Annotated in this window: 23 protein-coding genes and 1 tRNA gene; 12 read left to right on the top strand and 12 right to left on the bottom strand. The window is 51.4% G+C overall.

Annotated features, from left to right (window positions below; translation table 11 throughout):
- Positions 1 to 54 precede the first annotated feature (54 nt).
- Positions 55 to 128, top strand: a tRNA-Gln gene (locus COO92_RS17470).
- A 198-nt stretch (positions 129 to 326) separates the two neighbouring features.
- Entirely contained in the window at positions 327 to 719 is a 393-nt protein-coding gene (locus COO92_RS17465; protein ID WP_101304230.1) for a GFA family protein, read from the top strand.
- A gap of 14 nt (positions 720 to 733) precedes the next feature.
- Here COO92_RS17465 and COO92_RS17460 read toward each other — a convergent pair whose 3' ends face one another.
- The 4 genes from COO92_RS17460 to COO92_RS17445 all read right to left on the bottom strand — a co-directional run bounded on the left by COO92_RS17460 (position 734) and on the right by COO92_RS17445 (position 4,004).
- Positions 734 to 1,405 (bottom strand): 5-formyltetrahydrofolate cyclo-ligase, encoded by a 672-nt coding sequence (locus COO92_RS17460; RefSeq protein WP_101304228.1) that lies wholly within the window; start codon positions 1,403 to 1,405, stop codon positions 734 to 736.
- A 127-nt stretch (positions 1,406 to 1,532) separates the two neighbouring features.
- Positions 1,533 to 1,739: a cold-shock protein gene (locus COO92_RS17455; protein WP_022733220.1), complete on the bottom strand. Its 207-nt coding sequence runs from the start codon at positions 1,737 to 1,739 to the stop codon at positions 1,533 to 1,535.
- Positions 1,740 to 1,940: 201 nt separating this feature from the next.
- On the bottom strand, positions 1,941 to 2,459 hold the full coding sequence (locus COO92_RS17450; RefSeq protein ID WP_133125082.1) for a hypothetical protein: 519 nt from the start codon (positions 2,457 to 2,459) through the stop codon (positions 1,941 to 1,943).
- 549 nt (positions 2,460 to 3,008) lie between these two features.
- The gene (locus COO92_RS17445) at positions 3,009 to 4,004 is read right to left on the bottom strand and encodes a hypothetical protein (protein ID WP_133125081.1); all 996 of its coding nucleotides are present in this window, start codon (positions 4,002 to 4,004) and stop codon (positions 3,009 to 3,011) included.
- Positions 4,005 to 4,108: 104 nt separating this feature from the next.
- Between COO92_RS17445 and COO92_RS17440 the strand changes: the two genes are divergently transcribed.
- Positions 4,109 to 5,083 (top strand): GGDEF domain-containing protein, encoded by a 975-nt coding sequence (locus COO92_RS17440; protein ID WP_051146023.1) that lies wholly within the window; start codon positions 4,109 to 4,111, stop codon positions 5,081 to 5,083.
- 197 nt (positions 5,084 to 5,280) lie between these two features.
- Positions 5,281 to 6,315, top strand: a complete 1,035-nt coding sequence (locus tag COO92_RS17435; protein ID WP_101304223.1) for a hypothetical protein — start codon at positions 5,281 to 5,283, stop codon at positions 6,313 to 6,315.
- A 107-nt stretch (positions 6,316 to 6,422) separates the two neighbouring features.
- Here COO92_RS17435 and COO92_RS17430 read toward each other — a convergent pair whose 3' ends face one another.
- Together COO92_RS17430 and COO92_RS17425 are read right to left on the bottom strand one after the other, a co-directional pair.
- On the bottom strand, positions 6,423 to 6,740 hold the full coding sequence (locus tag COO92_RS17430) for a hypothetical protein (protein WP_101304221.1): 318 nt from the start codon (positions 6,738 to 6,740) through the stop codon (positions 6,423 to 6,425).
- Positions 6,741 to 6,871: 131 nt separating this feature from the next.
- The gene (locus COO92_RS17425; protein ID WP_101304219.1) at positions 6,872 to 7,495 is read right to left on the bottom strand and encodes a LysE family translocator; all 624 of its coding nucleotides are present in this window, start codon (positions 7,493 to 7,495) and stop codon (positions 6,872 to 6,874) included.
- Positions 7,496 to 8,096: 601 nt separating this feature from the next.
- Here COO92_RS17425 and COO92_RS17420 point away from each other — a divergent pair.
- The 7 genes from COO92_RS17420 to rodA all read left to right on the top strand — a co-directional run bounded on the left by COO92_RS17420 (position 8,097) and on the right by rodA (position 16,828).
- Entirely contained in the window at positions 8,097 to 9,647 is a 1,551-nt protein-coding gene (locus tag COO92_RS17420; RefSeq protein WP_101304217.1) for a 2-isopropylmalate synthase, read from the top strand.
- Between the two features lie 283 nt (positions 9,648 to 9,930).
- The gene (locus COO92_RS17415; protein WP_101304215.1) at positions 9,931 to 10,713 is read left to right on the top strand and encodes a dienelactone hydrolase family protein; all 783 of its coding nucleotides are present in this window, start codon (positions 9,931 to 9,933) and stop codon (positions 10,711 to 10,713) included.
- A 182-nt stretch (positions 10,714 to 10,895) separates the two neighbouring features.
- A complete protein-coding gene (locus COO92_RS17410) occupies positions 10,896 to 11,936 on the top strand; it encodes a rod shape-determining protein (RefSeq protein ID WP_022733266.1) in 1,041 nt (346 codons plus the stop codon).
- 83 nt (positions 11,937 to 12,019) lie between these two features.
- Entirely contained in the window at positions 12,020 to 13,063 is a 1,044-nt protein-coding gene (gene mreC, locus COO92_RS17405; protein ID WP_240626494.1) for a rod shape-determining protein MreC, read from the top strand.
- A complete protein-coding gene (gene mreD, locus COO92_RS17400) occupies positions 13,060 to 13,575 on the top strand; it encodes a rod shape-determining protein MreD (RefSeq protein WP_101304213.1) in 516 nt (171 codons plus the stop codon). Before mreC ends, mreD begins: the two co-directional genes overlap by 4 nt.
- 168 nt (positions 13,576 to 13,743) lie before the next feature.
- Complete coding sequence (gene mrdA, locus COO92_RS17395) at positions 13,744 to 15,660, top strand: penicillin-binding protein 2 (RefSeq protein ID WP_101304212.1); 1,917 nt, start codon at positions 13,744 to 13,746, stop codon at positions 15,658 to 15,660.
- Between the two features lie 4 nt (positions 15,661 to 15,664).
- Positions 15,665 to 16,828, top strand: a complete 1,164-nt coding sequence (rodA, locus tag COO92_RS17390; RefSeq protein ID WP_022733270.1) for a rod shape-determining protein RodA — start codon at positions 15,665 to 15,667, stop codon at positions 16,826 to 16,828.
- Positions 16,829 to 16,908: 80 nt separating this feature from the next.
- Here rodA and COO92_RS17385 read toward each other — a convergent pair whose 3' ends face one another.
- The 4 genes from COO92_RS17385 to COO92_RS17370 all read right to left on the bottom strand — a co-directional run bounded on the left by COO92_RS17385 (position 16,909) and on the right by COO92_RS17370 (position 20,806).
- Positions 16,909 to 18,366, bottom strand: coding sequence for a GGDEF domain-containing protein (locus COO92_RS17385; protein WP_101304210.1), 1,458 nt, complete (start codon positions 18,364 to 18,366; stop codon positions 16,909 to 16,911).
- 45 nt (positions 18,367 to 18,411) lie between these two features.
- Complete coding sequence (locus tag COO92_RS17380) at positions 18,412 to 19,551, bottom strand: ABC transporter substrate-binding protein (protein WP_240626493.1); 1,140 nt, start codon at positions 19,549 to 19,551, stop codon at positions 18,412 to 18,414.
- A gap of 201 nt (positions 19,552 to 19,752) precedes the next feature.
- On the bottom strand, positions 19,753 to 20,478 hold the full coding sequence (locus COO92_RS17375) for a glycerophosphodiester phosphodiesterase (RefSeq protein WP_165792393.1): 726 nt from the start codon (positions 20,476 to 20,478) through the stop codon (positions 19,753 to 19,755).
- A 127-nt stretch (positions 20,479 to 20,605) separates the two neighbouring features.
- Positions 20,606 to 20,806, bottom strand: coding sequence for a hypothetical protein (locus COO92_RS17370; RefSeq protein ID WP_101304204.1), 201 nt, complete (start codon positions 20,804 to 20,806; stop codon positions 20,606 to 20,608).
- A gap of 289 nt (positions 20,807 to 21,095) precedes the next feature.
- On the opposite strand from COO92_RS17370, the gene COO92_RS17365 reads away from it, so the two are divergent.
- Positions 21,096 to 22,247 (top strand): M24 family metallopeptidase, encoded by a 1,152-nt coding sequence (locus COO92_RS17365; RefSeq protein WP_101304202.1) that lies wholly within the window; start codon positions 21,096 to 21,098, stop codon positions 22,245 to 22,247.
- A gap of 101 nt (positions 22,248 to 22,348) precedes the next feature.
- Here the strand turns inward: COO92_RS17365 and COO92_RS17360 are convergent, their stop codons facing one another.
- Together COO92_RS17360 and COO92_RS17355 are read right to left on the bottom strand one after the other, a co-directional pair.
- Complete coding sequence (locus COO92_RS17360) at positions 22,349 to 24,889, bottom strand: ATP-binding protein (RefSeq protein WP_101304200.1); 2,541 nt, start codon at positions 24,887 to 24,889, stop codon at positions 22,349 to 22,351.
- 35 nt (positions 24,890 to 24,924) lie between these two features.
- Positions 24,925 to 25,815 (bottom strand): phytanoyl-CoA dioxygenase family protein, encoded by an 891-nt coding sequence (locus tag COO92_RS17355; protein WP_101304198.1) that lies wholly within the window; start codon positions 25,813 to 25,815, stop codon positions 24,925 to 24,927.
- Positions 25,816 to 25,849 lie beyond the last annotated feature (34 nt).

Raw genomic sequence — 25,849 nt, 5'->3', positions numbered from 1 at the left:
TTAATTCACACGCCACCAACGGCCAAGGTCGTGTCGAACGTTTTGTTCGTCTGCTGGGGAATAGGTTAACGGTAGACCTACGGACTCTGACTCCGTCAGTCCTGGTTCGAATCCAGGTTCCCCAGCCAACTTTCTTGCCCCACCAACTCCCCTCATTATCAGTTTAAAGCAGCACTTTCCTTTGTTGCGTTGACGACTGCTTGTCTTAAAGCAATGATCGACAGACAACGACCAGATTGGAAATAGACCAAGGTTAGCGAAAAGCCATCTTGGCGGTTTTGTTGATCAAAATGGTACCGCTCGCTTGATCCAATAGGAGAACCCGCATGGACCGTTTCACCGGTGGTTGCCTGTGTGGCAAGGTGCAAATTGTGGCTATAGGTGCCCCATATCGGGTCGGGCTCTGTCACTGTATGGATTGTCGCAAGCATCATGGTGCGCTTTTCCATGCATCAGCGGTGTTTTCAGAGGATGCGGTGACGGTCGAAGGTGAAACACGCGATTACGAGGAGCGGCATTTCTGTCCAGCCTGCGGATCGTCCGTTTTTTCGCGCAGTGACGATGAGATCGAGGTCAACCTTGGATCGCTTGATGACCCGGACCTTTTAAAACCAACCTATGAACTCTGGACCATCCGCCGTGAGGCTTGGTTGCCAGCCTTTCCAATCCATCGGCACTATGACCGTGATCGCGACAACACAGACCGTTCAGAAGAGTAGAATCTGCCTGAGCGTCAGGTACTCAGATGACACGGTGGCGATGACTGATCAGCCTTGTCCTCGACCGGCAGTGCCTGATCGCTGACGGTCTGAACACCGCGGTCTGTAATTAAAACATCAACCGGCACGTCATATTGATGGGGCATGATATTGCCAAGTCTGGTGGCCTCAAACCCGATCCCGACCAACAAGGGACGGCGTTTCAGATCCGCAAGCGTGCGGTCAAAAAATCCACCGCCATAGCCCAACCGATACCCTGCCCCGTCAAAGCCCACCAAGGGTGCAAGCAAAACATGTACAGCAACCGCCTCAGTACCTTGCGGTTCGGGAATTCGGGCGAAACCGGGCGCCATTTTTGTTTTAGGAGTCCAATAGTGAAAGACCATGGGCTGGTCCCTGCCCGGCACAACTGGCAAGGCAGCCTTGCCGCCCGCCTCAAGATGACGCGCTATCACGGGACGCAGATCAATTTCGTTCTGGATCGGCCAGTAAAACCCGACAGTAGCCCCGGCCCGACTTTTCAGAAATTCGGAAAAATGCGCCTGAACCTGATGTGATAAATGCTGGTGTGTGGCCGCATCAAGCGCGGAGCGCCATCCCAGCAAAGCACGCCTGACGGCATGGCGCCATTCGGCCTGGCTATTGGCATCTTTTGCGACCGGTGCACTGGGAAGATCAAGGCTCATGAGAATGGGTACTTGCCGTGTGTTGTGTCTTTGGTCAGACACCCTACAACAAAACCCTTTAAACGCATAACGCGCCGGAAGCCCGGCGCGTTAACGGTTGTCAGCAAAAGCTGCAATCCAAAATCAATTACCCGATGGAGAGTTCTTCTGCCGACATGCGGCCGTTACGACCTTCAATCAGCTCGAATTCAACCTTTTGACCCTCATCAAGTCCCTGCAGACCAGCACGCTGAACAGCGGTGATATGCACGAATGCATCTTTGCCGCCTTCGTCAGGGGTGATGAAGCCATAACCCTTGGTCGCATTAAACCACTTAACCGTTCCGGTAGCCATATCCGTCGTCGTCCTTAGTTTAGTAAGCGCATTTCCCTTTTGAGGAAGTGCTAGAAAACAGTCCCTGCACCACACCCGGAAAGAGCATAACTTCCCCCAACCAGAAGGCAACCATGCCCCGACAAGATGTACTGCACTGTTTCAATAATTACCGAATTTTGGCCTTAGTGCAATGGATTCATGTATGAAGTTCTTTTTTCGCTACCAGGCATTCAAAACCGTATAACGGTTTTCATCTGACTGTGAATGCCGAAAACCTGACACACCCATAGATGAATCAAATTCGCCAACGAATTCACGCAAGGGTTCTGTATCTCGACAAATAAGAGCCAACTTTATGGTTATCACAGGGGGAAGGTCGGCCTGAACAATACTGATATTGTCATACATTCGAATATGGGCAATATCACCTACGATTGCATCAAGACGCCCCGCCGAGAGCAAATCCACAGATTGCTCAAGACTGCTCAGATCATGCCAAATAATCTCGGCCGTCAAAGGCACATCTGGCCGTGGCAAATTCGCTAAGATGCCAATTTCGACATTTGGCATAGATGTCAGATCAACACCAGCAAGATTAAACAGCCGCAATTCGAAGCGAACCCTACTGACAGCGGCGATGGTGCTGCCAAACGCCGCTGGCTGTGAACTCAACACACAGTCAATTTGTTCGTTGTCCATAAGCTGACGAAATCGATTGTAGGGGATGACCTCAAACACAACCGGGCGGCTTTGAGTGCCAAGTCGGGTCAGGAACTTTCGCTGCTCAAAAGGGGCAAGATCGACCCATTTCGCCGCGATCTCGATGTTACTGGCAATCCGAACAGGTTCTTGACCATATGCAGAAACCGATATGCAGAACAGGCAAAACAGCCCCCCAAAGAGATAAATCCCGCGCCGCCCAAACTGCATTTATTTCTGCCTTAAAAATTTCCATTACGATGAATGAAAACGGCCAACATGGCCCAAGCTTCTATCGTCAAACTGCCAAGTATTTAGTCCCACTTTGATGACCGGGATCCCATCAACCCATTCTACATTCGGGTCATAAATCAATGATCAGTAAAACGTGACGAAAACTTTGCGCAAACTATTATGTGGCGACGGCTTCAGGGCACTTCAATAATACAATCGTCCGACACCGGCTGAACGCGCTGAAGCGGGCAACAAAACACACTGGTCATGATGTCGAAGGTAGGCTTGTTTGTTTTACGGATAGATCCCTATATGCAGTTATTGAGCATAAGAAGACGAAACGAAGAACGAACGTTAAGAGACACCTACCCGGTTTGTCGGGATTGCGGTTCCTGTATTTCCAGAACCGTCGTGCACTGACCTCAGTCGGGCATCAAATGCCGCAATAAAGTCGCGATTTTTCAGGGTATCGTGGCATACCAAAGCCAGTTCAATGACGTGCACAGGTGGGAACGGTAGTCTCACAATAGATGGATCGTTATCAAACAGACTTGCATGCGCAATCAACACATCAATTCGCCCGGCACCGATCAGGTCGATCCCTTGCTTGATTGTCCGCAGACCATACCATTCAACGTCTTGCGCCAAGGGAAGTTTCATGCGTGGCAATGTCGCAAGATAGCCGACCGTCACGCTATCATTCCGCACCAAATTCTCACCCGTCCGGGCGAACATCACCATTTCAAACCTTACCTTGTGAACGGATGCAATCGTCTCAGCAGGCTCGACTGGAGCCTCGGCAACGATGCAATCAACTTGCCGACTTGCAAACAAACCATACAATCGGTCAAACGGAAGACCATCGGCCCATTGCCGTCCCGACATTGCCCGCAACGTTTTGTAGAAATTCTGTTGCCCCGATGTAAGTGATAAAAGCCACTGATCGGTGACCGTGACGACACTGCCAACCCGAACACTTTCCTCGCTGTCATCTTGCGCATGCGCCTCACTGAGCCAAACAACGCCCACCACAGCTATCAAGAAAAGCACACACCAATTTCCGACAGTCACCGCCCGTAACGTCATGTCGTCACCCTGATAGAAAAAAGTACTATTGTCAGGCATGTGGCGCTGCGACTTTAAGGGTTCAAGAAGCCGTTGTTTGCTGACCATCATATCGAAGGCAACCACAATGACTGAATTTGTCATGATTTGGTTGATAGTTTCTCGTGACTTTTGACTAGTATTCGAACGATGATGACCAAATATGTAAAACGCGCACAGCTTAAACGATGCGAAAAAACGAGCAAGGTCAGACGATACTGTCGCAGCGTGACCATGGTGGGACACAGGTAAAACAACGTGGGAATTTGGTTATCTGATCGGAAAAGCAGACCGTGACAGCAACAGCGACAACCAAGATCGCAAATCCTCGTGACATTGCGCAAAACGTGATGACGCTGATTAATGAACTGAACCTGCAGCCAACCCCGCAGGTCTATCATGTATTTTACAGCTATCTGACCGACGAAGTTCCCGAACTCAGCCAATTGATCAAGGTGCTGATCCGCAACACTCAGGAACTTGATGAAGAAACCGTCTTTCGGATTTATCACAAGTATCTTGGAAGCAACGCGCTTCAGCAGAAAATCGATCAGGGCGTCGAGGGATTGCAGGCAGCGGTAGAACGCGTTGAAGAGGCGGTTCATTCCGTTATCCGCGACACCGAAATATTCTGTGATGAAATTGACACCGCATCAAACCGGCTGACCGAAGACGGAATTTCGCCTGAAGATGTGCATTGCGTGACACAAAACCTGTCAAAGGCCACCCACACGGCGCGAAATCGTTATGGTGATTTCAACAGTAACCTTGGTGAGTACCATCAGGAAGTCCGTCGCGTGCGCAGCGAACTGGAACTGGTGCGTCGTGATGCCCTGACAGACACCCTAACCGGGATCGCCAACCGCAAGAACTTTGACACGTCGCTGCGCGATGCTGTTACCTCGACCATGGAAACTGGTGTCGAGCTGTCATTGCTAATGATCGACATTGATCACTTTAAGGCCTTCAACGATAATTTCGGTCACCGCACGGGCGATGGCGTCTTAAAAGCAGTGGCGCGGGTTCTGGTAAATTCGACCAAGGGTGCGGATACTGTTGCGCGTTATGGCGGCGAGGAATTTGCCATTATCTTGCCCGACACGTCGCTGGAAAATGCTAAAAAGCTGGCAGATAAACTTCGCAACAATGTTTCCATGCAACAGATTATCAATAAAAAAACAGGAAAGAGTTTCGGTAAGTTAACTGTTTCAATCGGCTTGACGTCCTATCGACTTGGCGAGAATATACTGGAATTTGTTGATCGTGCAGACAATGCCCTATACGAGGCAAAACAAGGTGGGCGAAATACCTGTATGTCTCAATAAAAAAACACATACCGGGTCTACCGGAAAATAAGACCATCTTTGGACCTATCTATGCCATAAGTGGTGTGATGCGAATTTGACTTCGAGCAAACCCGATTGTGTCTCGCCAAGCCAAAATGAACAGGCCGAACCTCTTATATTCGGTCTTGTGCCATACAACATAAGAATCCAATGGCTTTGCGGGGCGGAGCGACCATATGACGCGCAAGAAATCCGAACGTAAAATTGAACTTGAACACAAGATTTTCAAAACGTTCGAAGAATGCCACTTTCAAAAGTCTGATATTTCAGACGAAGCTCTGTTTGTGCTGCAAATGGCCGAGGGGTCGGTTGTTTCGCTGCCGTTGCGTGCTATCTGCCGTGAATTCGATATTGATGTGAATTCCAAGGATGGTGAGCTGATCAGTCTGATCGACAAAGCCCTTAATTTCATTAACATCTTGCGGCCGGGCGATGACCTTCCGCTTGAGGTTCTGACCGGTGAAGCATCGTGGGATGTCGACGAAGCACATCAGGCGATTGCCTATAACCGTATCACCATGCAGTTGGTGACTTGGATGTCGGGCAACGAAGAACTTATTACCGATCCTGACGAATTGATGCAGATTGCAGAAGATCCCGGCACCAAAAAGAAGATCAATCAGGCTTTTGACGAAGTCGCTGAGAAGCTTGGATTGGGAAAGGAAAACCGCGAAGAAGTCGTCAATCTGGTTCATCAGGTTGCAGACGAACTTTCCTATGTCGAGACCTTGCGCGAGAAATATCGAAGCATCAAGATGGTTGACCGCAAGATGCAGGAGCTTCGCCGCATTTACGCGCATGAAAAAGGCGTTCTGGAAACTGTTACCCAAGCCATTCGCCTGCTTGATGATGCCAAGAAGAAGTTCGAAACGACGTTTGAAGAGATTGACGCCAATACCGGCGAAATCATGTCCGTCCTGAAAAACTTTTCGTCCCAACGGCAATATATCCGCACCAAACGCGATGACCTGCATCGGCGCCTGCGCGCGTGGGAACCGCTTATTGTTCAGTGGGAAGATCTTGAGGTTGAGCGTGGCCCGGTGGCCGTTCGACTTGTGCGAGACACTTACCAGTTCCTTGCACCGCGCTTCATGAAGGTAAAACAGTGGCTTTTGATGACCAAGATGCAAGATGGCATTGCATCAGGGCAAACCTTCAAAAACGAAGACGAACGCATGGGTGCGCTTAAGGGCAAGATGATGCAGTGGTAATAAAGGCTTGCACAGAACAATTGCAGCTAAATCACAAACAAAAAAATCGCGGTTTACTCCGCGATTTTTTTGTTTCTAGGCCTCTATTCTGACCCGTTCAGAATACATCAGCTCAGCATAACTTTAAGGGCTATATGACCATCAATCGTCGTGATGGATTTGTTCGAGGATGCAGGCACAGGTACTCTTGTATCAATGCAATACGCGATCATTGCCGCAGCAAGTTCTGCCCCCGAGCTTGGCACGACGACCGTTTCGCCGGCATCCGATGTGATTGACATCCGCACGATGACTTCCGGCTTTTTTTCGATCTCAAGACCGCTGATCTGCCCAGACGGAAGAGGTTTGCCCGAACGACGGCGATACGCCATCAGCGCCTTGACCAGTTCACCATCTTCAAAAACGATACAGCGCATCTCGCGCATGACTGCTCACCCTGCAATTTTTCCTTAATTGCATATGGTAATGCCAAGTAACAAAACAAACATTAACGCACGAAAGAATAACGACTTAGGGCTTTTTCAAACGGGGTCGCATCCCGGTTCCGGCCACACACTCAGCTTGATGCCAACCAAATGCCAACAGCCACCATCAAGGTTCCTGCGATCCGGTTGAGTATCCGGACATTGCCACTTTTTTCAAGGAACCGACGCAACGAACGGCCACCTGTCGCATACAGCGTCATGCAAATCAGTTCGGTCATCAGGATGATTGCAACCAGCACCGAAAGCTGTGGCGCCATCGCATGTTCCAGACTGATAAAGGGGGGCAGCAATGAAATCATGAAAGCCCAGCCTTTTGGATTGGCAATGGCCGTCACGAACCCCTGGGTTATCAAGCCATAGGGGGTTGCCGTCTTGGCACCCTCGACTTCGGATGAAATTGCCATGCGTCCGCGCGATAGCCACAACTGAATGCCCAACCACGCAAGATATGCACCGCCAATATATTTAAAGACGGCGAATATCGCCGGGTACTGCAACATTACCGCCGCCACCCCCAGCGCCGACGCAACAACAACAATTCCCACACCGACCAGTTCGCCCATCATCATCCATAATGTCCGACGAAGCCCAATGGTCATGCCAAGTGTCAACGCAAGCGTCATGCACATGCCCGGCGTAATCGAGACAAAAAAGGCCGTCGGGATAAAGGCCCCGATCAAGGACAAACTGACCATAGAATATTCCTGTAACGGTGGGTGGCACGCAACTGTGATACGCAAATCTCGCAATTCGCAAAATCAGGGCAAAACCACTACCTGATAACGTGAAACCCAGCCAGCATCTTTTTCCAACTATGGCATGCCTGAACATTAAAATGCCCCGTCAAAGCCAAAGAATGAGCCTGCCGATTAGAGTGGCTCGCTAAATTCCACTCAAAAAAGCCGACAAAAGATACAAAAATTACTTGACCTTCGTGGACGCTCAAACGAAATTGGGGACGTCGCCAGCACCGTCTGGCCTAGCAAACCATTTGATGAAGACCGATGACCGCAGACAATTGCAACATTGATGCATTTGCCGATCGCGCCGAAGCCACCGCTTCGGGCGCCTTTGTGCTGTCTGCTCTCAACCTACTTTTCGGTCTACTTGGTCTCGCTGCCCTAGGCGCGCTACGACTTACACGCCCCTGAGCGAAAGACGACGGACCAGATCACGCAGACGATGTTGATCACGGTGCCGCAGCTCAGGGGAAAAAGCCGCGCCAGATGGCCCGCACTCCTTCCAGACAGAATTTATATATACCGGGCAAGGCCCGTTTGATCAGGAAACAAGACAATGGCTAGTGCAAACGACAATCGCGTCATCATTTTTGACACCACCCTGCGTGATGGGGAACAATCCCCGGGTGCGTCGATGACGCTCGATGAGAAACTGCGTGTGGCACATGCTCTGGCGGAACTGAAAGTTGACGTCATCGAAGCAGGCTTTGCCATCGCATCGAATGGCGACTTCAGATCCGTCAATGAAATCGCCAAGCAAATCAAGGGCCCGACCATCTGTTCGCTGTCCCGTGCGGCCAAGGGTGATATTGAACGCGCTGCCGAGGCGCTGGAACCTGCGGAAAACAAACGTATTCACACCTTTATCTCAACAAGCCCGCTGCACATGAAATACAAATTGCAGATGGAACCAGAACGCGTTCTGGAAAAGGTCATCGAAAGTGTGACGCTGGCGCGTAAATTCACCGATGATGTTGAATGGTCAGCAGAAGACGGCTCACGGACCGAGCACGACTTCCTGTGCCGCTGCGTTGAAGCGGCAATTGACGCCGGCGCAACCACAATCAACATCCCCGATACGGTTGGCTATACTACCCCGACCGAATATGCCGATCTGATGACCATGCTGTTTAACCGCGTGCCAAACATCGACAAGGCAATCCTGTCGGTTCATTGCCACAATGATCTGGGCATGGCGGTATCGAATTCGCTGGCAGCTGTTCATGCCGGTGCGCGTCAAATCGAATGCACCATCAATGGTTTGGGCGAACGTGCCGGGAATGCCGCACTCGAAGAAATCATTATGGCGCTGAAAACCCGCAATGATGCCTTTCCGTATGAAACCGGCATTGATTCAACCAAAATCATGAACGCATCGCGTTTGGTTTCGGCCGTTTCGGGCTTTGTTGTCCAGCCAAATAAGGCCATTGTTGGCGCGAACGCATTTGCCCATGAAAGCGGCATCCATCAGGACGGCTTCCTGAAAAATGCTGAAACCTATGAAATCATGAAGCCCGAAAGCATCGGCCTGAATAAATCCAGCCTGGTGATGGGCAAGCATTCCGGTCGCCACGCCTTTAAGGAAAAGCTCAAGGAACTGGGCTTTACCGAACTGGGCGACAATGCCATCGAAGATGCCTTTGCACGCTTCAAGGAACTGGCCGACAAGAAAAAAGAAGTTTACGACGACGATATTGTCGCTCTGGTCGATGACGGCATGCGTGACAACGAGCACATCAAGTTCGTTGGCCTGACCGTGACCTGTGGCTCACGCGGACCGCAGACGGCGGAACTCGAACTGACTGTGGATGGCGAAAGCCGCACGGCGAAAACCACCGGTGATGGCCCGATTGACGCGACGTTTAATGCGATCAAGGAAATCTATCCCCATGACTGGCGCCTGAAACTCTATCAGGTTCACGCCGTGACCGAGGGTACCGACGCACAAGGTACTGTGACAGTTAAACTCGACGGTGAAGACCGTACTGTGGTTGGTAATGCATCAGATACCGACACGGTTGTCGCGTCCTGTGTTGCCTATGTCACCGCCGTTAACAAGCTGATTGAAAAAAGCAAAAGAACTGCACCGGATGCCATGGCGTCCTGATCGGTACTTTTCACAAGTTTTGAAAAAGGTGGCGGTTTCGCCACCTTTTTTTGCGCGCTCTCTATCTCACGTCACCCGCTCTGTCTGATGTAAATATCGTGCGGTCGCACTTTGTGATATCATCTCGTGAAACCATGATCGGGGTGATGACATGCTTGGATTACATAGTTCCGGACACTGTCGCCTGGGATTTCTGCTGGCTGGTTGCCTGTTTTGCGTGAGCACCTTGTGTTTGATTGTAGCGGCCTCCCTAACCGCGAAGGCGGCCCCTGCGCAGTCGATTATGGTCCCCGCCCAGCCTTATCCGGTCAGCGGCCTGCGCCAACGTTTGATCGCCGAAGGGAAAACAATTCCCGGCGTTGACAACAGCAAGCAATCAGATATCCCTGCCCGTTATTTCCCACCAAAGAACTTTGACCCGACCCAAGGCCGCAAACATGCCGCAGTTGTCGCCCTGCCCGATTGCAATGACCAGTTTCCCGAAAACTGGATTGCCATTCTCCAAGATATCGGCCTTGGCGTTTTGCTGATTTCCCCTTATCAGGCCCATCCGTCGCAGGCCTATTGCACAGAAGGTTCACTAGATAAACCCAAACACGGCGTCACCTATTGGTCGTTTGATGCCCTAAGCGCACTTTCCTACCTTGCACAGCAACCAGACATCGACGCGAAACGAATTGCCGTGTTTGGCTATGGGTATGGTGCCGCCGCGGCCCAGTTCACCATTTACCGTCATGGACTTGCCAAACGCATTCCCGAACGGTTCCGTGCCCTGGTCGGGCTTCGTCCACAATGCATGTCAGAAATGGACAATTTTGTTCCAAGCTTATTGGTCGGGATCAGGAATGATCCATTCAATCCCCCTGCGTGGTGCCAATGGCGTATGGACCGCGACCTTGGACCCAACCGGAAACCGGTGCAGTTCGAACTGGTGAACAGTGGCGAAACAATTGAAAAACAAGCGACTCGGGAATGGCTTCCTGTTGAAAACAGTCCAGCAGTCGTATCCCTCATCACGAACTTCCTGTCTGATAACGAGATTGAAGACAAAAGCGATCAAAATTGAATTAAACCGCCAAGACCATATTCCTGATCATGTTTTTGTTGCTTTAATTCAAGAATTTGACGCGCCTTAATTATTCCTCAATCCCCTGAGCAGATTATTCGTGCATCGGCTTAATCCTTGCGCTATCAAAGCCGGTACATTCGTATTCAAGATTTTACTATTAACCGGGGCATAGGGCAGGAATGTTTTCCAAGCTTCTTGGGGTTTTATCCTCCGACATGGCGGTGGATTTGGGCACCGCTAACACACTGGTTTACGTCAAAGGGCGAGGCATTGTCCTTAACGAACCATCCGTGGTGGCCATTACCGACGAAAAAGGCAAGAAACAAGTTCTTGCGGTTGGTGAAGAAGCCAAACAAATGCTCGGTCGTACTCCGGGGTATATTCAGGCGATCCGTCCGCTACGTGACGGTGTCATCGCCGAGTTCCATATCGCTGAAGAAATGATCAAACACTTTATCCGCAAAGTGCATGGTCGTCGTAACTTCGCGAGCCCGGAAGTCATCATCTGCGTTCCATCCGGTTCGACCGCTGTTGAACGCCGTGCAATTCAGGAAAGTGCTGAAAGTGCTGGCGCGCGCAAGGTCTGGCTGATTGACGAACCGATGGCTGCTGCGATTGGTGCCGGTCTTCCGGTTACCGAACCGACTGGCTCAATGGTTGTTGATATCGGTGGTGGTACGACCGAAGTCGCCGTTCTGTCGCTTGGTGGCATTGTTTACGCCCGCTCAGTACGTGTTGGTGGTGACAAAATGGATGAGGCAATCATCGCCTATATCCGTCGCACCCATAACTTGCTGGTTGGCGAAAGCACGGCTGAGCGCATTAAAAAGGAAATCGGTTCTGCATGCGCACCCGATGACGGTGATGGTGCAACGGTTGAAATCCGTGGCCGTGACCTGATGAATGGTGTGCCAAAAGAACTGATGATTTCCGAACGTCAGATCGCTGAAAGCCTGGCCGAGCCGGTTTCTGCAATTATCGAGGCCGTCAAGGTCGCGCTTGAACAGACACCGCCGGAACTGGCTGCTGATATCGTTGACAAGGGCATCGTGCTTACCGGTGGTGGCGCAATGCTTGGCAATCTTGATTATGTCTTGCGTCATGCAACCGGACTTCCGGTTTCGATCGCGGATGATCCTCTTTCCTGTGTTGCGCTCGGTACCGGTCGCGCACTCGAAGAGAAAAAGATGCTGCGCAACGTTCTGCACACAGCGTACTAATCCGGATCTGATCGAAAAACTTTTCACCGGGTCGTATCCACACTGGACGCGACTCGGTGATTTCGTTAAGGTTGGATATCCTGATGGGATATTCGATAACCTTTCTCGAAATGCGGGGAATACTCTTGGCACAGCATGGCGGTCCGCAGCAGCGTATCTTTTCGCCGTTACGTACGGCGCTTCACCGCTTCGCTTTCATTCTGTTGATCTTTTCGGCCTTTGGACTAATGCTTTTGGGCAAGGCCGATACAGTCCTGATTGAACGCATTCGGGCCGCATCGGCCGACCTTGTGTCGCCGGTGATGAATATCGTGTCCCGTCCCGCATCCAGCATCAACGAACTCACCGAAAAAGCCTACAACCTCGCACATCTGTATGAGGAAAATGAACGCCTGCGCCGCGAAAACCAGCAATTGCTGGCATGGCAGCAAGCCGCACGTAATTTATCGCACGAAAATACCCGCCTGCGTGATCTGGCGCATTACACAACCCCACCCTCCCTGCATCTTGTGACCTCCCGTGTGATTGCGGATATGGGGGGTGCTTATGCACACAGCCTGATGATTTCGGCAGGATCGCGTGACGGGGTGATTAAGGGACAGGCGGTTATCGCCGACGAAGGTCTTGTCGGGCGCATTGCCGAAGCCGGGTATCAGGCTTCGCGTGTGCTTTTGATTACCGACATCAATTCGCGCGTTCCGGTCATTGTTGAGAATTCGCGCGATCGCGCATTTGTATCAGGCGACAACACCACCCGCCCGCTTCTGACATTCCTGACGGCGGATGCAACGGTCGCACCGGGTGACCGCATTCTGACGTCCGGCCATGGTGGTGCATTCCCGCCGGGTATTCCGGTTGGCGTTGTATCGTCGGTTTCGGAAAATGCGGTGCGTATTGCCCCGCTGTTCCGCCGCCATCAGCTTGAATACCTGCGTGTTGCCAATTATGGCCTGCATGGCATCCTGAGTGAGCAACGCATCCGCCAAAGTCAGGCGCCATCAAACACCGATGCCACCAACCTTGCACCCGACATACCCGCCGGTGTTGGTGTAGTGCCCAAGGAATCCGAGATTGATGCCCACAAACCGATGTTCAAACCGCCGGCCCCTGAAGGGGACCGTCCGTGAAACCTGGCGTCTGGCATAGACTGGACGTTATTGCACGCGGCCTTCTCCCGGCATTTAGTGTTTTCGTTCTGCTTCTGATCAATCTGCTGCCCGTCAGCCTGCCCCTACTCTCGACAGCATCACCTTCTTTGGCTTTGATGGCGGTATTTTACTGGTCTGTGAACCGCCCTGATCTGCTAACAGCCCTGACCGCATTTTTTTTAGGGTTGCTACAGGACCTTTTGATGGGTTTGCCATTGGGTGTGAGTTCACTTGTTCTGTTGCTTGTACAAACCGGCTCAGCCAGTCAGGGACGCTTCTTCCACAACAAGTCGTTCATCGTGATGTGGTGGGGTTTTGCACTGGTGGCGATTCCCGCATTGTTGGTGCAATGGCTGTTAAGTTCGGCACTTATCGGGGCTCTTTTGCCGATCAAGGCGACATTGATCAGTTATGTGCTGACAGCCTTACTTTTCCCCCTTGTTGCGTGGGTACTGGCCCGCACCCAGAATAGCTTGCTGCGCTATATGTGATCATCGGCATCACGCATAGAAAAATCTGGCAAAGTTGATGTTTTGGCAACGGTGATCCGTTATGATGTAACAAGATGGTTTCCAAGCAAAGACAAGCCAGATAGAACGGGCTCAAGCGACCGGGTTTCACCGCCCATATTATCGAGCATAGACAGGTAATCTTCGCCCATGTGGCACCGCGATTCAGACAGATACAAACTATTCACCCGACGCGCCCTGATGCTGGGTGCGGGCAAGGGATTATTGCTGACCGGTCTGGCTGCACGCATGTACTACCTTCAGGTGCTTGAAAGTGACCGATACCGGACACTGGCCGATGAAAACCGTATTTCTCATCGCTTGCTGCCACCACCGCGCGGCCTGATTACCGACCGGTTCGGCGCCCAGCTGGCCGTGAACCGTCAAAATTATCACATCATGATTGTGCGCGAACAAACACCTGACGTGCGCCGCACTCTTGAAATCCTTAATCAGATTATTGATCTTGGCCCGGGTATCATCGAACGGGTTGAACGCGATGTTGCAAAGCGGCGGTCCTTTGTTCCGGTAACCGTTCGAGACAATCTGACATGGGATGAAGTCGCACGGGTTGGTGTTAACGCACCCGACCTGCCCGGCCTTATAATCGATGCCGGTCGATCACGTGATTACCCGGAAGGACCGCACCTTGCCCACACACTGGGGTATGTTGCCGCTGTTTCCGAAAAGGAACTGAACGGCGATCCGCTTTTGGAATTGCCGGGCTTTACCATCGGTAAAAGCGGCATTGAAAAGGTTTATGATCTAGCACTGCGGGGGAAAGCAGGAACAAGTCAGGTCGAAGTCAATGCCCTGGGCCGCGTGATCCGCGAACTTGAACGCGAAGAAGGCGAAAGCGGTAACACCGTCGTCATGACGCTTGATCTTGAATTGCAACGTTATGCCAATCAACGGCTTTCAAGACAGGAAAGCGCATCTGCGGTCGTTATGGACATCCATAATGGCGAGGTGCTCGCCATGGCGTCCCACCCGGCCTATGACCCCAACGCTTTTACCACTGGCATTTCGCACAGACTTTGGAATTCTCTGGTCAACAATCCCTATTCACCGCTGTCAAACAAGGCTGTGAACGGCACCTATGCTCCCGGTTCGACATTTAAGATGTGCGTTGCCTTGGCGGGACTTGAATCTGGCATCATTTCAGCGGACCAGAGGTTCTTCTGTAACGGGTATCTCGATTTGGGCAATGCCCGTTTCCACTGCTGGAAGCGCGGCGGGCATGGTTGGGTCAACATGCATAACTCGCTCAAGCATTCCTGCGATGTCTATTACTATGAAATTTCCCAGAAAATTGGCATTGATCGGATTGCAGCGATGGCCAATAAGCTTGGCCTGGGTACAGAAACCGGCATTGACCTTCCCAATGAACGCAGTGGCCTGATCCCGACCAAAGACTGGAAAGAGATCCAGCTCGGCAAACGCTGGCAAGGCGGCGAAACTCTGATTGCATCCATTGGTCAGGGGTATGTTTTAACCACCCCGCTTCAGCTTTGCACCATGACGGCGCGTATTGCATCGGGTAAAGCCGTTAAACCCCATCTGACGCGTGATCATGTGGCACCGGATGGCATTTCAAGCCGCCAGAACGAAGAATTCCCTGATATCCAGATCAGCCGTGCCAGCCTTGCGCGTGTACGCGACGGCATGAACGGGGTCAGTAACGAACTCCATGGCACAGGGTATCGAGCACGCATTGATATCAAAGGCATGGAACTGGCGGGTAAAAGCGGCACCAGCCAGGTCCGCCGGATCACCATGCGCGAACGCCAGACCACCGGTGTTCTGGACAATGATGACTTACCATGGAAATATCGCGATCACGCTCTGTTTGTTGCCTTTGCCCCGATTGAAAATCCACGCTATGCATGTGCAGTTGTGGTCGATCATGGCGGCGGTGGGTCGTCAGTCGCAGCCCCGATTGTCCGTGACCTTTTAATCAAGGCGCAGGAACTACAATCTGCCAGACCGGGGATATCAGCAGCCGATCTGCCAGCCAGCGCTCAGCTTCGTCCAAAGCCGCCACAGTCCGAAGAAGGCGAGGGTTAGTCACATGCCGTTTAGCAAATATCGCATTGGTGAAGACCCAGACTACGTTCCAATCGGACGCCGTCTCTTACTCCTGAACTGGACACTGGTTGCCTTGATCACGGCGCTTTCGGGGATCGGGTTTGCCATGCTGTATTCGGCAGCAAACGGATCGCTTGAGCCATGGGCAGAACGTCAGATGATGCGTTTTGGCATTGGTGCGGCCTTGATGATCATCATCGCGATAACCGATATCCGCATCTGGCTCAAGCTGGCCTATCTGTCCTACTTTGTCGCCCTTGTGCTGCTTGTCGGGGTCGAAATCAAAGGCGATATCGGCATGGGTGCACAGCGCTGGATCAACCTTGGCTTTTTCCAGCTGCAACCATCCGAACTGATGAAAATCTCGTTGGTTCTGGCCTTGGCACGTTATTTCCATGGCCTCACAGTTGAGGAAACCGGGCGCATTACATTGCTGCTTCCCCCTCTTTTGATGGTGCTGGCCCCGGCAGCCCTTGTGCTGCGCCAGCCTGACCTTGGAACCGCGTTGCTGCTGGTTGCTGGCGGCGGCGTGATCTTCTGGCTTGCCGGGGTTCGGATGTGGAAATTTGGCCTCATTCTGGGCAGTGCGCTTGCCGCCATTCCGATCGGCTGGCAATTCCTGCGTGACTATCAGAAGAACCGTGTCCTGACGTTTATGAATCCGGAAAATGATCCCTTGGGTGCGGGGTATCACATTACCCAATCAAAGATTGCTTTGGGGTCAGGCGGCCTGTTTGGCAAGGGGTTCATGCTTGGGTCACAAAGCCACCTTAACTTCCTGCCTGAAAAGCAGACCGACTTTATCTTTACCATGCTTGGCGAAGAATTCGGTCTTGTTGGTGGCCTTGCCTTACTAATGCTTTATGCCCTGGTCATTACCTATGGCTATGTGATTGCGCTTCGTTGTCGTAATCAATTTGGCCGTATGGTTGCCATTGGGGTGACATCGACATTCTTTTTGTATGTCTTCATCAACATCGCGATGGTCATGGGGCTGATCCCGGTTGTTGGCGTGCCTTTACCGTTGGTGTCTTATGGTGGCACCGTAATGATGACCATTCTGGTCAGCTTTGGCCTTTTGATGAGTGTGTCCATCCACCGCGATATTCGCATCTCGCGACAGGGTAATGACGACGGACGTCAGTAACCCGGAGGCATCAGCTCCCCAAGTACCACGCCGAGCATTTCAGAAATTATGATTTCAACGGTGCTTAGGTATAAGACAGATCATGCGTTGATCTGTTCGAAAAGCATCTCGAAATCGGTCAGGACACAGCGATTGCGACCGGTTTCCTTGGCATTATACAGCGCACGGTCCGCCAGCGAATAAATCAGAGCTGAGATATCGCTGTTCTCGCGGGATTTGAGCGCGTCCAGATTGCGAACAACCTTGGCATCAAGTGCTGCCGCACTGGCACTCGATGGAAGCCCCGCCACACCAAAACTCGCGGTATATGAAAGTTTGTTCCCACCATAACTGACGTATGATTTCTCAAACTCCGCACGCAAGCGTTCGGCAAGTTTCATAGCACCGTCCATTTCTTCGCCCGGCAAAAGAACAGCAAATTCCTCGCCGCCCATGCGGGCAGGCAAATCAATATCGCGCAATGTCGCCTTCATTGATGTTGCCAAGGCAACAAGTACAGCATCGCCAGCCTGATGGCCGTGGGTGTCATTGAAGTTCTTGAACCGGTCGATATCAAGCAGGATAACCGACATCGGTGTATCACGACGGCGCCAGACAGAGATGGCTTCTTCAAGACGCACAAGATAAGCCCGCCGGTTTGGAAGCCCCGTCAGCGGATCAGTCGATGCCAGAACTTCAAGTTTTTGCATCGCATCTTTTAGTTCCTCTGTGCGTTGCTGTACTCTGGCTTCAAGATTGACGTTGGCGTCCTGCAATTCGTCGCGTGCACGGCGCAACTGGCCAACTTGCCCACGGATCATCCCAAACAAGCCAACCGTAACCGACCCCAACAATTGAATTTCATCGTCGTGGCGATGATGCGGGGGCATTTCCATCGGACGGTCGTAATCGGTTGGGTCCGCCTTGATGATATAATCACCAAGATGCACAAGCGGCCGGGAAAACACGTAATAGCTCATCGCAGCAAAGGCCATGGCCATGGCCATCATGACAGCAAGGATCATATTGCTTAGGAATGACCAGGCGACACGCGACATAAAGCTTGAAACATAGACCTGCGGATTCAGCTCAATGATCATTTCACCGCTGACTGTTGCAGATTGCGAATCTGGATCGCGCACGGGAATGACAACAGTCTGAAGCCCACCAAACAGCTTTTCTGCCCACCGCGATGCCGGTATCTGTCCCAATGGGCGCTTTTTCTCAAAGAAAATACCGTGCTCTGCGTCCGTAAGCGTAATCCGCGCAATCGATCTTTGGTTGAGCATTCCGCGCGCCATCACATCGGCAAGTTCACGATCACTTTTATTAAGAACTTCCGTTGCAACAGGCACGTTGCTGGCGATTGTGCGCTGATTGGCCTGCGTATATACGCCGTACAGCCACCCATAGTCATTGTAGGCCTGAAACGCCGTGATCAGGAGGCCAAGGATCGCGGCAAGAAATAAGGAATACTTCAACTGACGCGCCGCAATGGTACTGCCCAGCTTCAATCCGGCCAGCGCATCATCATGCTTGTCATCGGGTTGAAGCACCACTCCAGTATCCTTTTCTTTCCTGCCATGTATCTTGGGATAGGTTATTTAGTCTTTAGAAAGAGCGTGAGCCAAACCTTCTACACCAAAGTAATAGTCACGTCCCGAGGTCTGATGTTCAAGGCTGAACTGGGAAAAATCGATATTTTTCCAATCTCGCGTACCAAAGATGCGTTCGAAATGCGCAAGGTTTCCTTGATTAATCGCCTCCATCCTAAACGATATCTCTGGATGATCGTGGAGCATTTCAACGCCTGCGATATAATCATTTAGCAAAACCATCACCCACGCGCCGGCAAGAAAGTGCCCTCCATGGGTCATGGTCATTTTCCCAATGGCAACATTTTGCATGCCTTTTTCCGACCAATTCAGGCCACCAACAAACACATCTTTGCCCGCGGTCATACCAGCCTTTTCAATCGCGGCAATCGCGCCAAGTGCAATATCGTCATTTGCCGCCCAGACAGCGTCAAGGCATTGGTCACCAGCAATCCAGGCCGCAGTTTGACGATACGCCTCATCAAAAGACCAATTGGCAACCAAACGACGTTTTTCATTCAAAACAGGAAATTGTTTGAGGGCAAGATCAAGGCCTTCAAGCCGTTGAAGGGACGCAGGCGTGTGCCGATCCCCGGCAATCGACAGCAGGCAAATTGTTCGTGGCAGGCCACCGGTATGCGATAAGCGCACCCCATCGATCAAAGACTGTGCAATTTCAAACCCTGCCCGCTCATTGTCAGGCGTCAGGGTGAAAATCAGTCCCGACACATCCCCGGTTACCTGAGCGATGTTTTCTTTCTGCGGCTTGGTCAGACCATTGAGCAGCATGATGACTGGAATGCTGCGTTTCTCGGCTTCCAGAACAATGCGTGAGCCTTGCTGATGTTCGTTGACGGCAATGATGTAATCGGCGGGTGGGTTCATATCGAAAGCGCTCTGAGCACTATCGATCATCTTTTTTTGGTCACGGTTACTGTCAAAGACGAACAGATCAAATCCAAACTGATCTGCGGCAACCTGCATTGTATCGCGGACATCCTTCCAGAAGCCACGATCACCATAGCCTGGATTGATAAAGGCAACACGCACCCGATCAGACGTTTGAACAGTATCATTGGCCTGAGCAAAAGCTGGCATACCCCATGACAACACAACCCCACACATCAGGCACAGCAAAGAAAACCGCACGTCTCACCCCCAGAACAAACAGATCAACAGCACGCACAAGACCACGCCATCCGATTGGGCATCCAATAGACAATTCCCGCCAGCAGGTCAAACCCGCCAGCGTGTTAACTGTCGATTGTAACGCGTGATACTGTGCATTTCACAGTTTGGGATTGGGAAACCATTCCATGGTATCGGAAAACAGCAGTTCAAACTGCTGATTTATTGCATTTCCAGCAGAACTTCTTGCTGTACAGCCCGAAAAAGCGCGGCATGATCAAGATTAACATAGTCAACCTGCCATCGCACCAGTTCAGCAAACAGTTCGGTATTTGGGGTATCGATGAAAATCATCGTTTCAAGGCCACGTTTTTTGGCCTCTAGAACATCGTCACGCGTGATGTTGCTTTCAAGAAACTCGAATATATGGCCCTGTTCATGATGGATGGCTTTTTCAAGTGATCCTGCGACATGCAACTGGATGTTGCGGCGGATTTCTGGTGCAATGGTTCGGTATTCTTGGCGAATTTCGGCAGAAAATGATCCCAGGAAGGAATCATCTGGCGACCCGAAGTTCCGCAGCATTTTGATCACCGCGGGAACATCGGCTTCTTTAATCTCGCAATAGATTTTGCAAAGCCCTTTGATGCGACCGAGAAAGTCGTCCAGACGCGGCACCTTCTCGCCAGCGAAATCCGGTGAAAACCAACTCCCCGCATCAAGGCCATCAATCTGCTCACTGGTCATTTCGGCAATAAGGCCGGTGCCATTGGTGGTTCTGTCAACTGTGTCATCGTGCATGACATACAAAACGCCATCGGCAGATTGGCGCACGTCAAACTCGATATAATCGGCCCCGGCCGCCACCGCCTTTTGTGCGCTGGCAAGTGTATTCTCCGGCGCACTTAAATTGTCACCCCGATGCGATACGACCAATACCGGTTTCACAGCTGTCACCTTTCAAAAACCAAGACTACTGAAAGGTAAGTCACGCCATACAACCCCGACAAGGTCGACCGGACAATTTCATCAAAGCGTTATAAAAGCCCCGACTGAAACCAGATGCTCACAGGCTTTAGGACAAACTGTTTTGTACGCTGCTTAATGCGCGTACGAGTTCTTCATTGCTCATGTCCGCACGGTTTTCGATGCCACGCTTCTGCGCCAGATGATACAAATCGTCGCGTCGCCAGTTCTCATAGGCGGGGGCATTCCTGCGTCGATAGGCTGGCGTATGCACGTCACTCTCGCCTGAGAATTTTTTCAAGCTCGCCACTTTAACCTCCTTTATGGGATGGTCCTGAGCGTAGGCGGCACGAGCTTTTTCCCACGATAGAAAACGTGCCGTTATCTTTCATGTAGGCAACCGTGCAGGAATGTCTATTGCCCACATCTTAGTTTTTGGTGCCAAGCAGCTTAAGCATCAGATGAAAAACAACAAAAAAAGTTACTTCCCATCAACAGAAACGATTTGTCATTATTTTATCGTTGAAACGTTTATTTTTCTATTTGACGTGCGAATTCTCTGTTAGCTTTTGGCAAAGACATCATCAGGGGCTCAGTCTATGGCATTGCATTTTGAACGTCAGGAACTCGCAACCCGTCGCGCGCGTACCATTGAAAAACTTGAAAAATCGGGGCTCGATGGGATCCTGATGTTTCGTCAGGAAAGCATGTTCTATCTGACCGGATATGACACCTTCGGCTATGTTTTCTTTCAATGTCTGTATCTGGGTGCGGATGGAAAGGTTGCCCTGATCACCCGTGCACCAGACCTTCGTCAGGCACAACACACATCTGACATCGAAGACATTCGTATCTGGGTTGATGGACCGGATGTAAACCCGGCTGTGCAATTGCGCGACATGCTTGCCGAGTTTGGCTGTTCTGGCAAAAAACTTGGTGTTGAGTATGAGGCGTACGGCCTGACTGCGGCCAATGGCAAGAAACTGGAATCCGCACTTGATGGCTTCTGCCAGCTTGAAGATGCATCGCGGCTTGTTTCGGGATTGCGCGTTGTCAAAAGCCCGGCAGAACTTGACTATATTCGCACCGCAGCCAGCCTTGCCGATGACGCATGGGATGCCGCCCTTTCGACCGTTCATGCCGGTGCATTCGAAGGCGATATTCTTGCTGCCATGCAAGGTGCGATATTTGCCGGTGGCGGAGATTATCCGGGCAATGAATTTATCATTGGTGCGGGTCGCGACGCACTTTTGTGCCGCTATTTCACGGGCCGCAAACATATTGCCAACACCGATCAAATCACGCTCGAATGGGCTGGGGCCTATCGCCATTATCACGCGGCAATGATGCGCACCATTCCGGTCGGCGATGCCCTGCCTCGTCATATCGAAATGCATAAGGTCGCAACCGATGCCTTGGCCGCCTGCCGCGAGGCCCTGCGCCCGGGCGAGCCGATCGGCAAGGTTTTTGATGCCTATGCGCGTGTTTGCGATGCTGGCGGCATGAAGGATCACCGCCTGAATGCCTGCGGCTATTCAATGGGGACGACATTTGCCCCGAACTGGATGGATTGGCCTATGTTTTATCACGGCAACCCGGTCATTGCCGAACCGGGCATGGTTTTCTTCCTGCACATGATCCTGATGGACAGCGACAGCGGGATTGCGATGTGCCCCGGTCATTCGGTCATCGTGACGGAAACCGGCAATGAAAGCGTCTCACGCCACGGCCATGACCTGATCACCCGTTAGGTCCGACACTAAAAAGGAGGGTGGCAATGATCCACCCTCCTAAATCCTGCAACAGCATTCATATCCGTATTTCTGGTACAGCGCGTCAAACGCCGTCTTGATCAAACACGCAATGCTGCATGCATTTCAGCAATCGTGTCTTCCGCCAGTTTATCAAGCTCGGCAATACGGGCATGAATTGCATCATCAAATGCACCGTCATATTTTTCAAGTTCACGCGCATCGTCTGCCAGCTTCTGTGCTGCAAGGTTTCCCGCCATGCCCTTAATGGTGTGTGCGGCCCGGCGCAGAGCTTCGCGATCGCCGCTATTGATCGCCTCAACGATCTTGACGCGTTCTTCCTGATAGGATGCAGGCAAAAGATTAATCAGCATCGAAAATTGATCTTTTCCGAGCGCTGAACACATTTCATCGAACCGGCTGTTATCAATCAAATTCATTATTGTCTCTTTGTCCGCACTGCGTTGGTCATCATCAATATTATCAGCAGTTTCGCCATCCGAGTTCGGTATATGGTCCTTTATTGATGACATGTCACCCAAAGCTGCATCATCGGATGCATCCGGTGTTTTGGTATCAGTTGCTCGTTCAGTCGGCGCCTTGGGCTGCAATGCGAGTTCCAAGGGAACCACATCAACCTGATCGCTTTCCAAGCGGGGAGAAATACGTGGACGGTTGCGCAGGAACCTCAAAAGTGTGCTGTAAAGTTTACGTTCTTCCACCGGCTTGGTCAGGACATCATCCATCCCCGCCGCCAGAAAATCGCGATGCCGGTCGTTAAAGGCATCTGCCGTCACACAAATAATCGGAATGCGCAAACCTCCTGAAAACCGTTCAAGTTCACGGATATGGCGGGTCGCACCCTCGCCATCAAGAACCGGCATATGTGCATCCATCAGGATGATGTCATAGTCATTATTACGAAATGCCTGAACAGCTTCGCGACCGTTGGGTACGACTTCAACGATCAAATCATGCCGCTTGATCATTGCCGCAATGACCTTGGCATTGATTTCGTTGTCTTCGACGACAAGAACCCGCGCACCGGCCAAGACAGTACCGCCGTCATCGACAACTTTCTCGTAATGTGGATGGTTTTCAGTGCTTTCGATTTCGGTCTTGAATGGAAGCCAAAGGTCAAACCGCGTTCCTTGCCGTTCAACACTGCTAACCGTCATTTTACCGCCCATAAGCTCCGTCAGGCTAAAGGCAATCGAAAGCCCAAGCCCGGTTCCACCATATTGACGCATTGTCGAATTATCGGCCTGAGAGAAAGGTGCAAAAATCTGAGTCAGCCGTTCCTGCGCTATTCCGATACCGGTGTCGATCACCGCGAAATGATACAGCATCTCGCCGTCCCGAAGGCTACGCACACCTTCTTCAGGCTTTTGATTCGGATCTATTTTATTGATTTCAAGGCGAACCGAGCCTTTGCGGGTAAATTTCACCGCATTGGACAACAGGTTCCATAAGATCTGACGCAGGCGGACTTCATCTCCCCAAAAGACAAGGTTCTGAAGGACCTCATCTTTGCAAATCACCGACAGACTCTTTTCCGTCGCGATGGTTCCGACAAAGTTTTTTAAATCGAACGTCACGTCGGACGGATAAAATGACCGGTTCTCGAGTTCGACACGACCAGACTCGATCTTGCTCATATCGAGAATATCATTGAGCAAAGCCATCAACGCCCTGCCCGATGACAAAATACCATCAACCCGTTCGCGCTGATCGTTATCAAGACGTGTGTCATGGAGCAATTGCGCAAGCCCGAGGACACCATTGAGCGGTGTGCGAATTTCGTGGCTCATGGTTGCCAGAAATTCACTTTTGGCCGAACTGGCAAGATATGACTGGCGATAATGGTTGCGCAAGGACAGCAGAACAAAACCCAAGGCAAAGCTATAGCTTATGATCCGTGACGGGATAATGAACCGGGCAATCAGCTCCACACTATCAGCTTCGAAGACAAACAAGGCCAAATGATTGAATGTGCCGATTAACATGCTCGTACAGAGCATCGCCTCAGCCAGCGAAAAGCGCACAGAACAACGCACCATATAACCGGCGGCACCGATCGCCATCAACATTGCCGTCGGCGCCAGTATCAGGGTCCCGACATCATACAGCACATGCTGCATACCGAAGTTGATGTCAGGATGCAGCGAAATGGGAACCATCATGGCCAAGCCGCCGACAACCAGAATAACAATCGTTGCAACGACGACGCGATCCTGAACAAAAATCTGATCGCTTTTATTCGCGGCATGCCAGCTCATCACCATCATAAATGCCGCGGCAAACCGCATGACCAAAACCAAAAGTCCAACGAATGTTCCAATGGCCTGTTCACGGCCAAGAACAAATTGGTCCCCTAGCAAATGCGGTATGCCCAGAATGTCGCCGATCAGTAAGAACAGCATGATTAAAACGACGAAAACATACTGTTTGCGTTTGGTCAGTTCGTAAACCATCCAGCTGATTGCAAGCGTCAGCAATGCAATGGTTTCCACCATGGCAAGCATCGAAAAAGTGAACGTGCCAACGGTCGCGTCAGACAGCGATGAGTAAAAAAGAAAAATCGGCGTGATGGCCAAAAAGACTGCCAGAGTGATACCGGCACAGGTCAGTATCCGAAGCATTTAGGCACCCTTTTTCCCCATTGCGTCACTGGGGCTCAAACACCCCGGACAATCGCGCATTGCTCAAGAACAGCCTTTGCCCATTTAACGGTTTCCGGGGCAATCGATTGCATGTGTTTGTATTTTTCAAACTGTGAGGCAATCAATTCCAGACGTTGCAGGAATTCCGGAGGCCGATCCAGTTCCAAAAGCTGTTCTGCAAGTGGGTCAAAGGCGGCATTCTGAAATTCCAGCGAAAGACTTATTCTGGGTTCTGTCGCATGTCTGGATGCGCGCCCGCCCCAGTGATACAAATCCTGTCGCCACCCCATCACCGCACCAGGACTGGCTGGCAATGCCCGAACGTCCTGCAAATTCACATCTTTTGGTTTAGTAACTTTACGAGCATAACACCTCTCAAAAGAACGCGGCAATACATACATGCAACCATTCTGTGGTGTTGCAACGCTAAGCGGCACCCAAAGTGATAAACTGATTACCATGTCATCGCCAAGTGCGCTTTCGCCCTGATAATCGCGATGTGGTGGCCACCCACACCCATCCTCACGCGGGTCAACGTGCCACGCCCAGAAATGCGGTAAAAGTGCCAACCGGTCGCCAAGAAAATGACTAAGCAATGGACGAAGACGCATAAAGATCTGCCACGCCTCGTCATAAAGATAAATCATGGCAGGCGGTAAATCATGGCGCACAAGAGTTTCGATCCCCTCGCGCAATGTCGCCAGCGCATCGGTTGGCAGGATGTCCTCTATCAGGAAGTATCCCTCGTCCCAAAATCGCTCAGACAATTCCGATGCATCGAAACCATCACGCAATGCCCCAACCGTCGCGATACCGCCACATCCGTTTTGCGAATTGGTGATCGAAAGCTGCGGGTTGATCTTTTGCCATTCATCTGGCTGTGTGGCGTTTTTCGGTGTGATCATCGGTCAATGTCCGGTATTGAGAGTGGCCGGACGA

The sequence above is a fragment of the Thalassospira lohafexi genome, from assembly GCF_002844275.1.
In the GTDB taxonomy this organism is placed as follows: domain Bacteria; phylum Pseudomonadota; class Alphaproteobacteria; order Rhodospirillales; family Thalassospiraceae; genus Thalassospira; species Thalassospira lohafexi.
This window is presented reverse-complemented; position numbering and strand designations above follow the sequence as displayed.

Bases quoted from the DNA above. Each gene is read 5' to 3' on its own strand.
- COO92_RS17430 (WP_101304221.1), bottom strand. From the start codon at position 6,740: ATGCGCGAGATGCGCTGTATCGTTTTTGAAGATGGTGAACTGGTCAAG.
- COO92_RS17425 (WP_101304219.1), bottom strand. From the start codon at position 7,495: ATGGTCAGTTTGTCCTTGATCGGGGCCTTTATCCCGACGGCCTTTTTT.
- COO92_RS17460 (WP_101304228.1), bottom strand. From the start codon at position 1,405: ATGAGCCTTGATCTTCCCAGTGCACCGGTCGCAAAAGATGCCAATAGC.
- COO92_RS17440 (WP_051146023.1), top strand. From the start codon at position 4,109: ATGACGCTGATTAATGAACTGAACCTGCAGCCAACCCCGCAGGTCTAT.
- mrdA (WP_101304212.1), top strand. From the start codon at position 13,744: ATGTGGCACCGCGATTCAGACAGATACAAACTATTCACCCGACGCGCC.
- mreC (WP_240626494.1), top strand. From the start codon at position 12,020: ATGGGATATTCGATAACCTTTCTCGAAATGCGGGGAATACTCTTGGCA.
- COO92_RS17465 (WP_101304230.1), top strand. From the start codon at position 327: ATGGACCGTTTCACCGGTGGTTGCCTGTGTGGCAAGGTGCAAATTGTG.
- COO92_RS17415 (WP_101304215.1), top strand. From the start codon at position 9,931: ATGGTCCCCGCCCAGCCTTATCCGGTCAGCGGCCTGCGCCAACGTTTG.
- COO92_RS17365 (WP_101304202.1), top strand. From the start codon at position 21,096: ATGGCATTGCATTTTGAACGTCAGGAACTCGCAACCCGTCGCGCGCGT.
- COO92_RS17355 (WP_101304198.1), bottom strand. From the start codon at position 25,815: ATGATCACACCGAAAAACGCCACACAGCCAGATGAATGGCAAAAGATC.
- COO92_RS17435 (WP_101304223.1), top strand. From the start codon at position 5,281: ATGACGCGCAAGAAATCCGAACGTAAAATTGAACTTGAACACAAGATT.
- COO92_RS17455 (WP_022733220.1), bottom strand. From the start codon at position 1,739: ATGGCTACCGGAACGGTTAAGTGGTTTAATGCGACCAAGGGTTATGGC.
- COO92_RS17410 (WP_022733266.1), top strand. From the start codon at position 10,896: ATGTTTTCCAAGCTTCTTGGGGTTTTATCCTCCGACATGGCGGTGGAT.
- rodA (WP_022733270.1), top strand. From the start codon at position 15,665: ATGCCGTTTAGCAAATATCGCATTGGTGAAGACCCAGACTACGTTCCA.
- COO92_RS17420 (WP_101304217.1), top strand. From the start codon at position 8,097: ATGGCTAGTGCAAACGACAATCGCGTCATCATTTTTGACACCACCCTG.
- COO92_RS17360 (WP_101304200.1), bottom strand. From the start codon at position 24,889: ATGCTTCGGATACTGACCTGTGCCGGTATCACTCTGGCAGTCTTTTTG.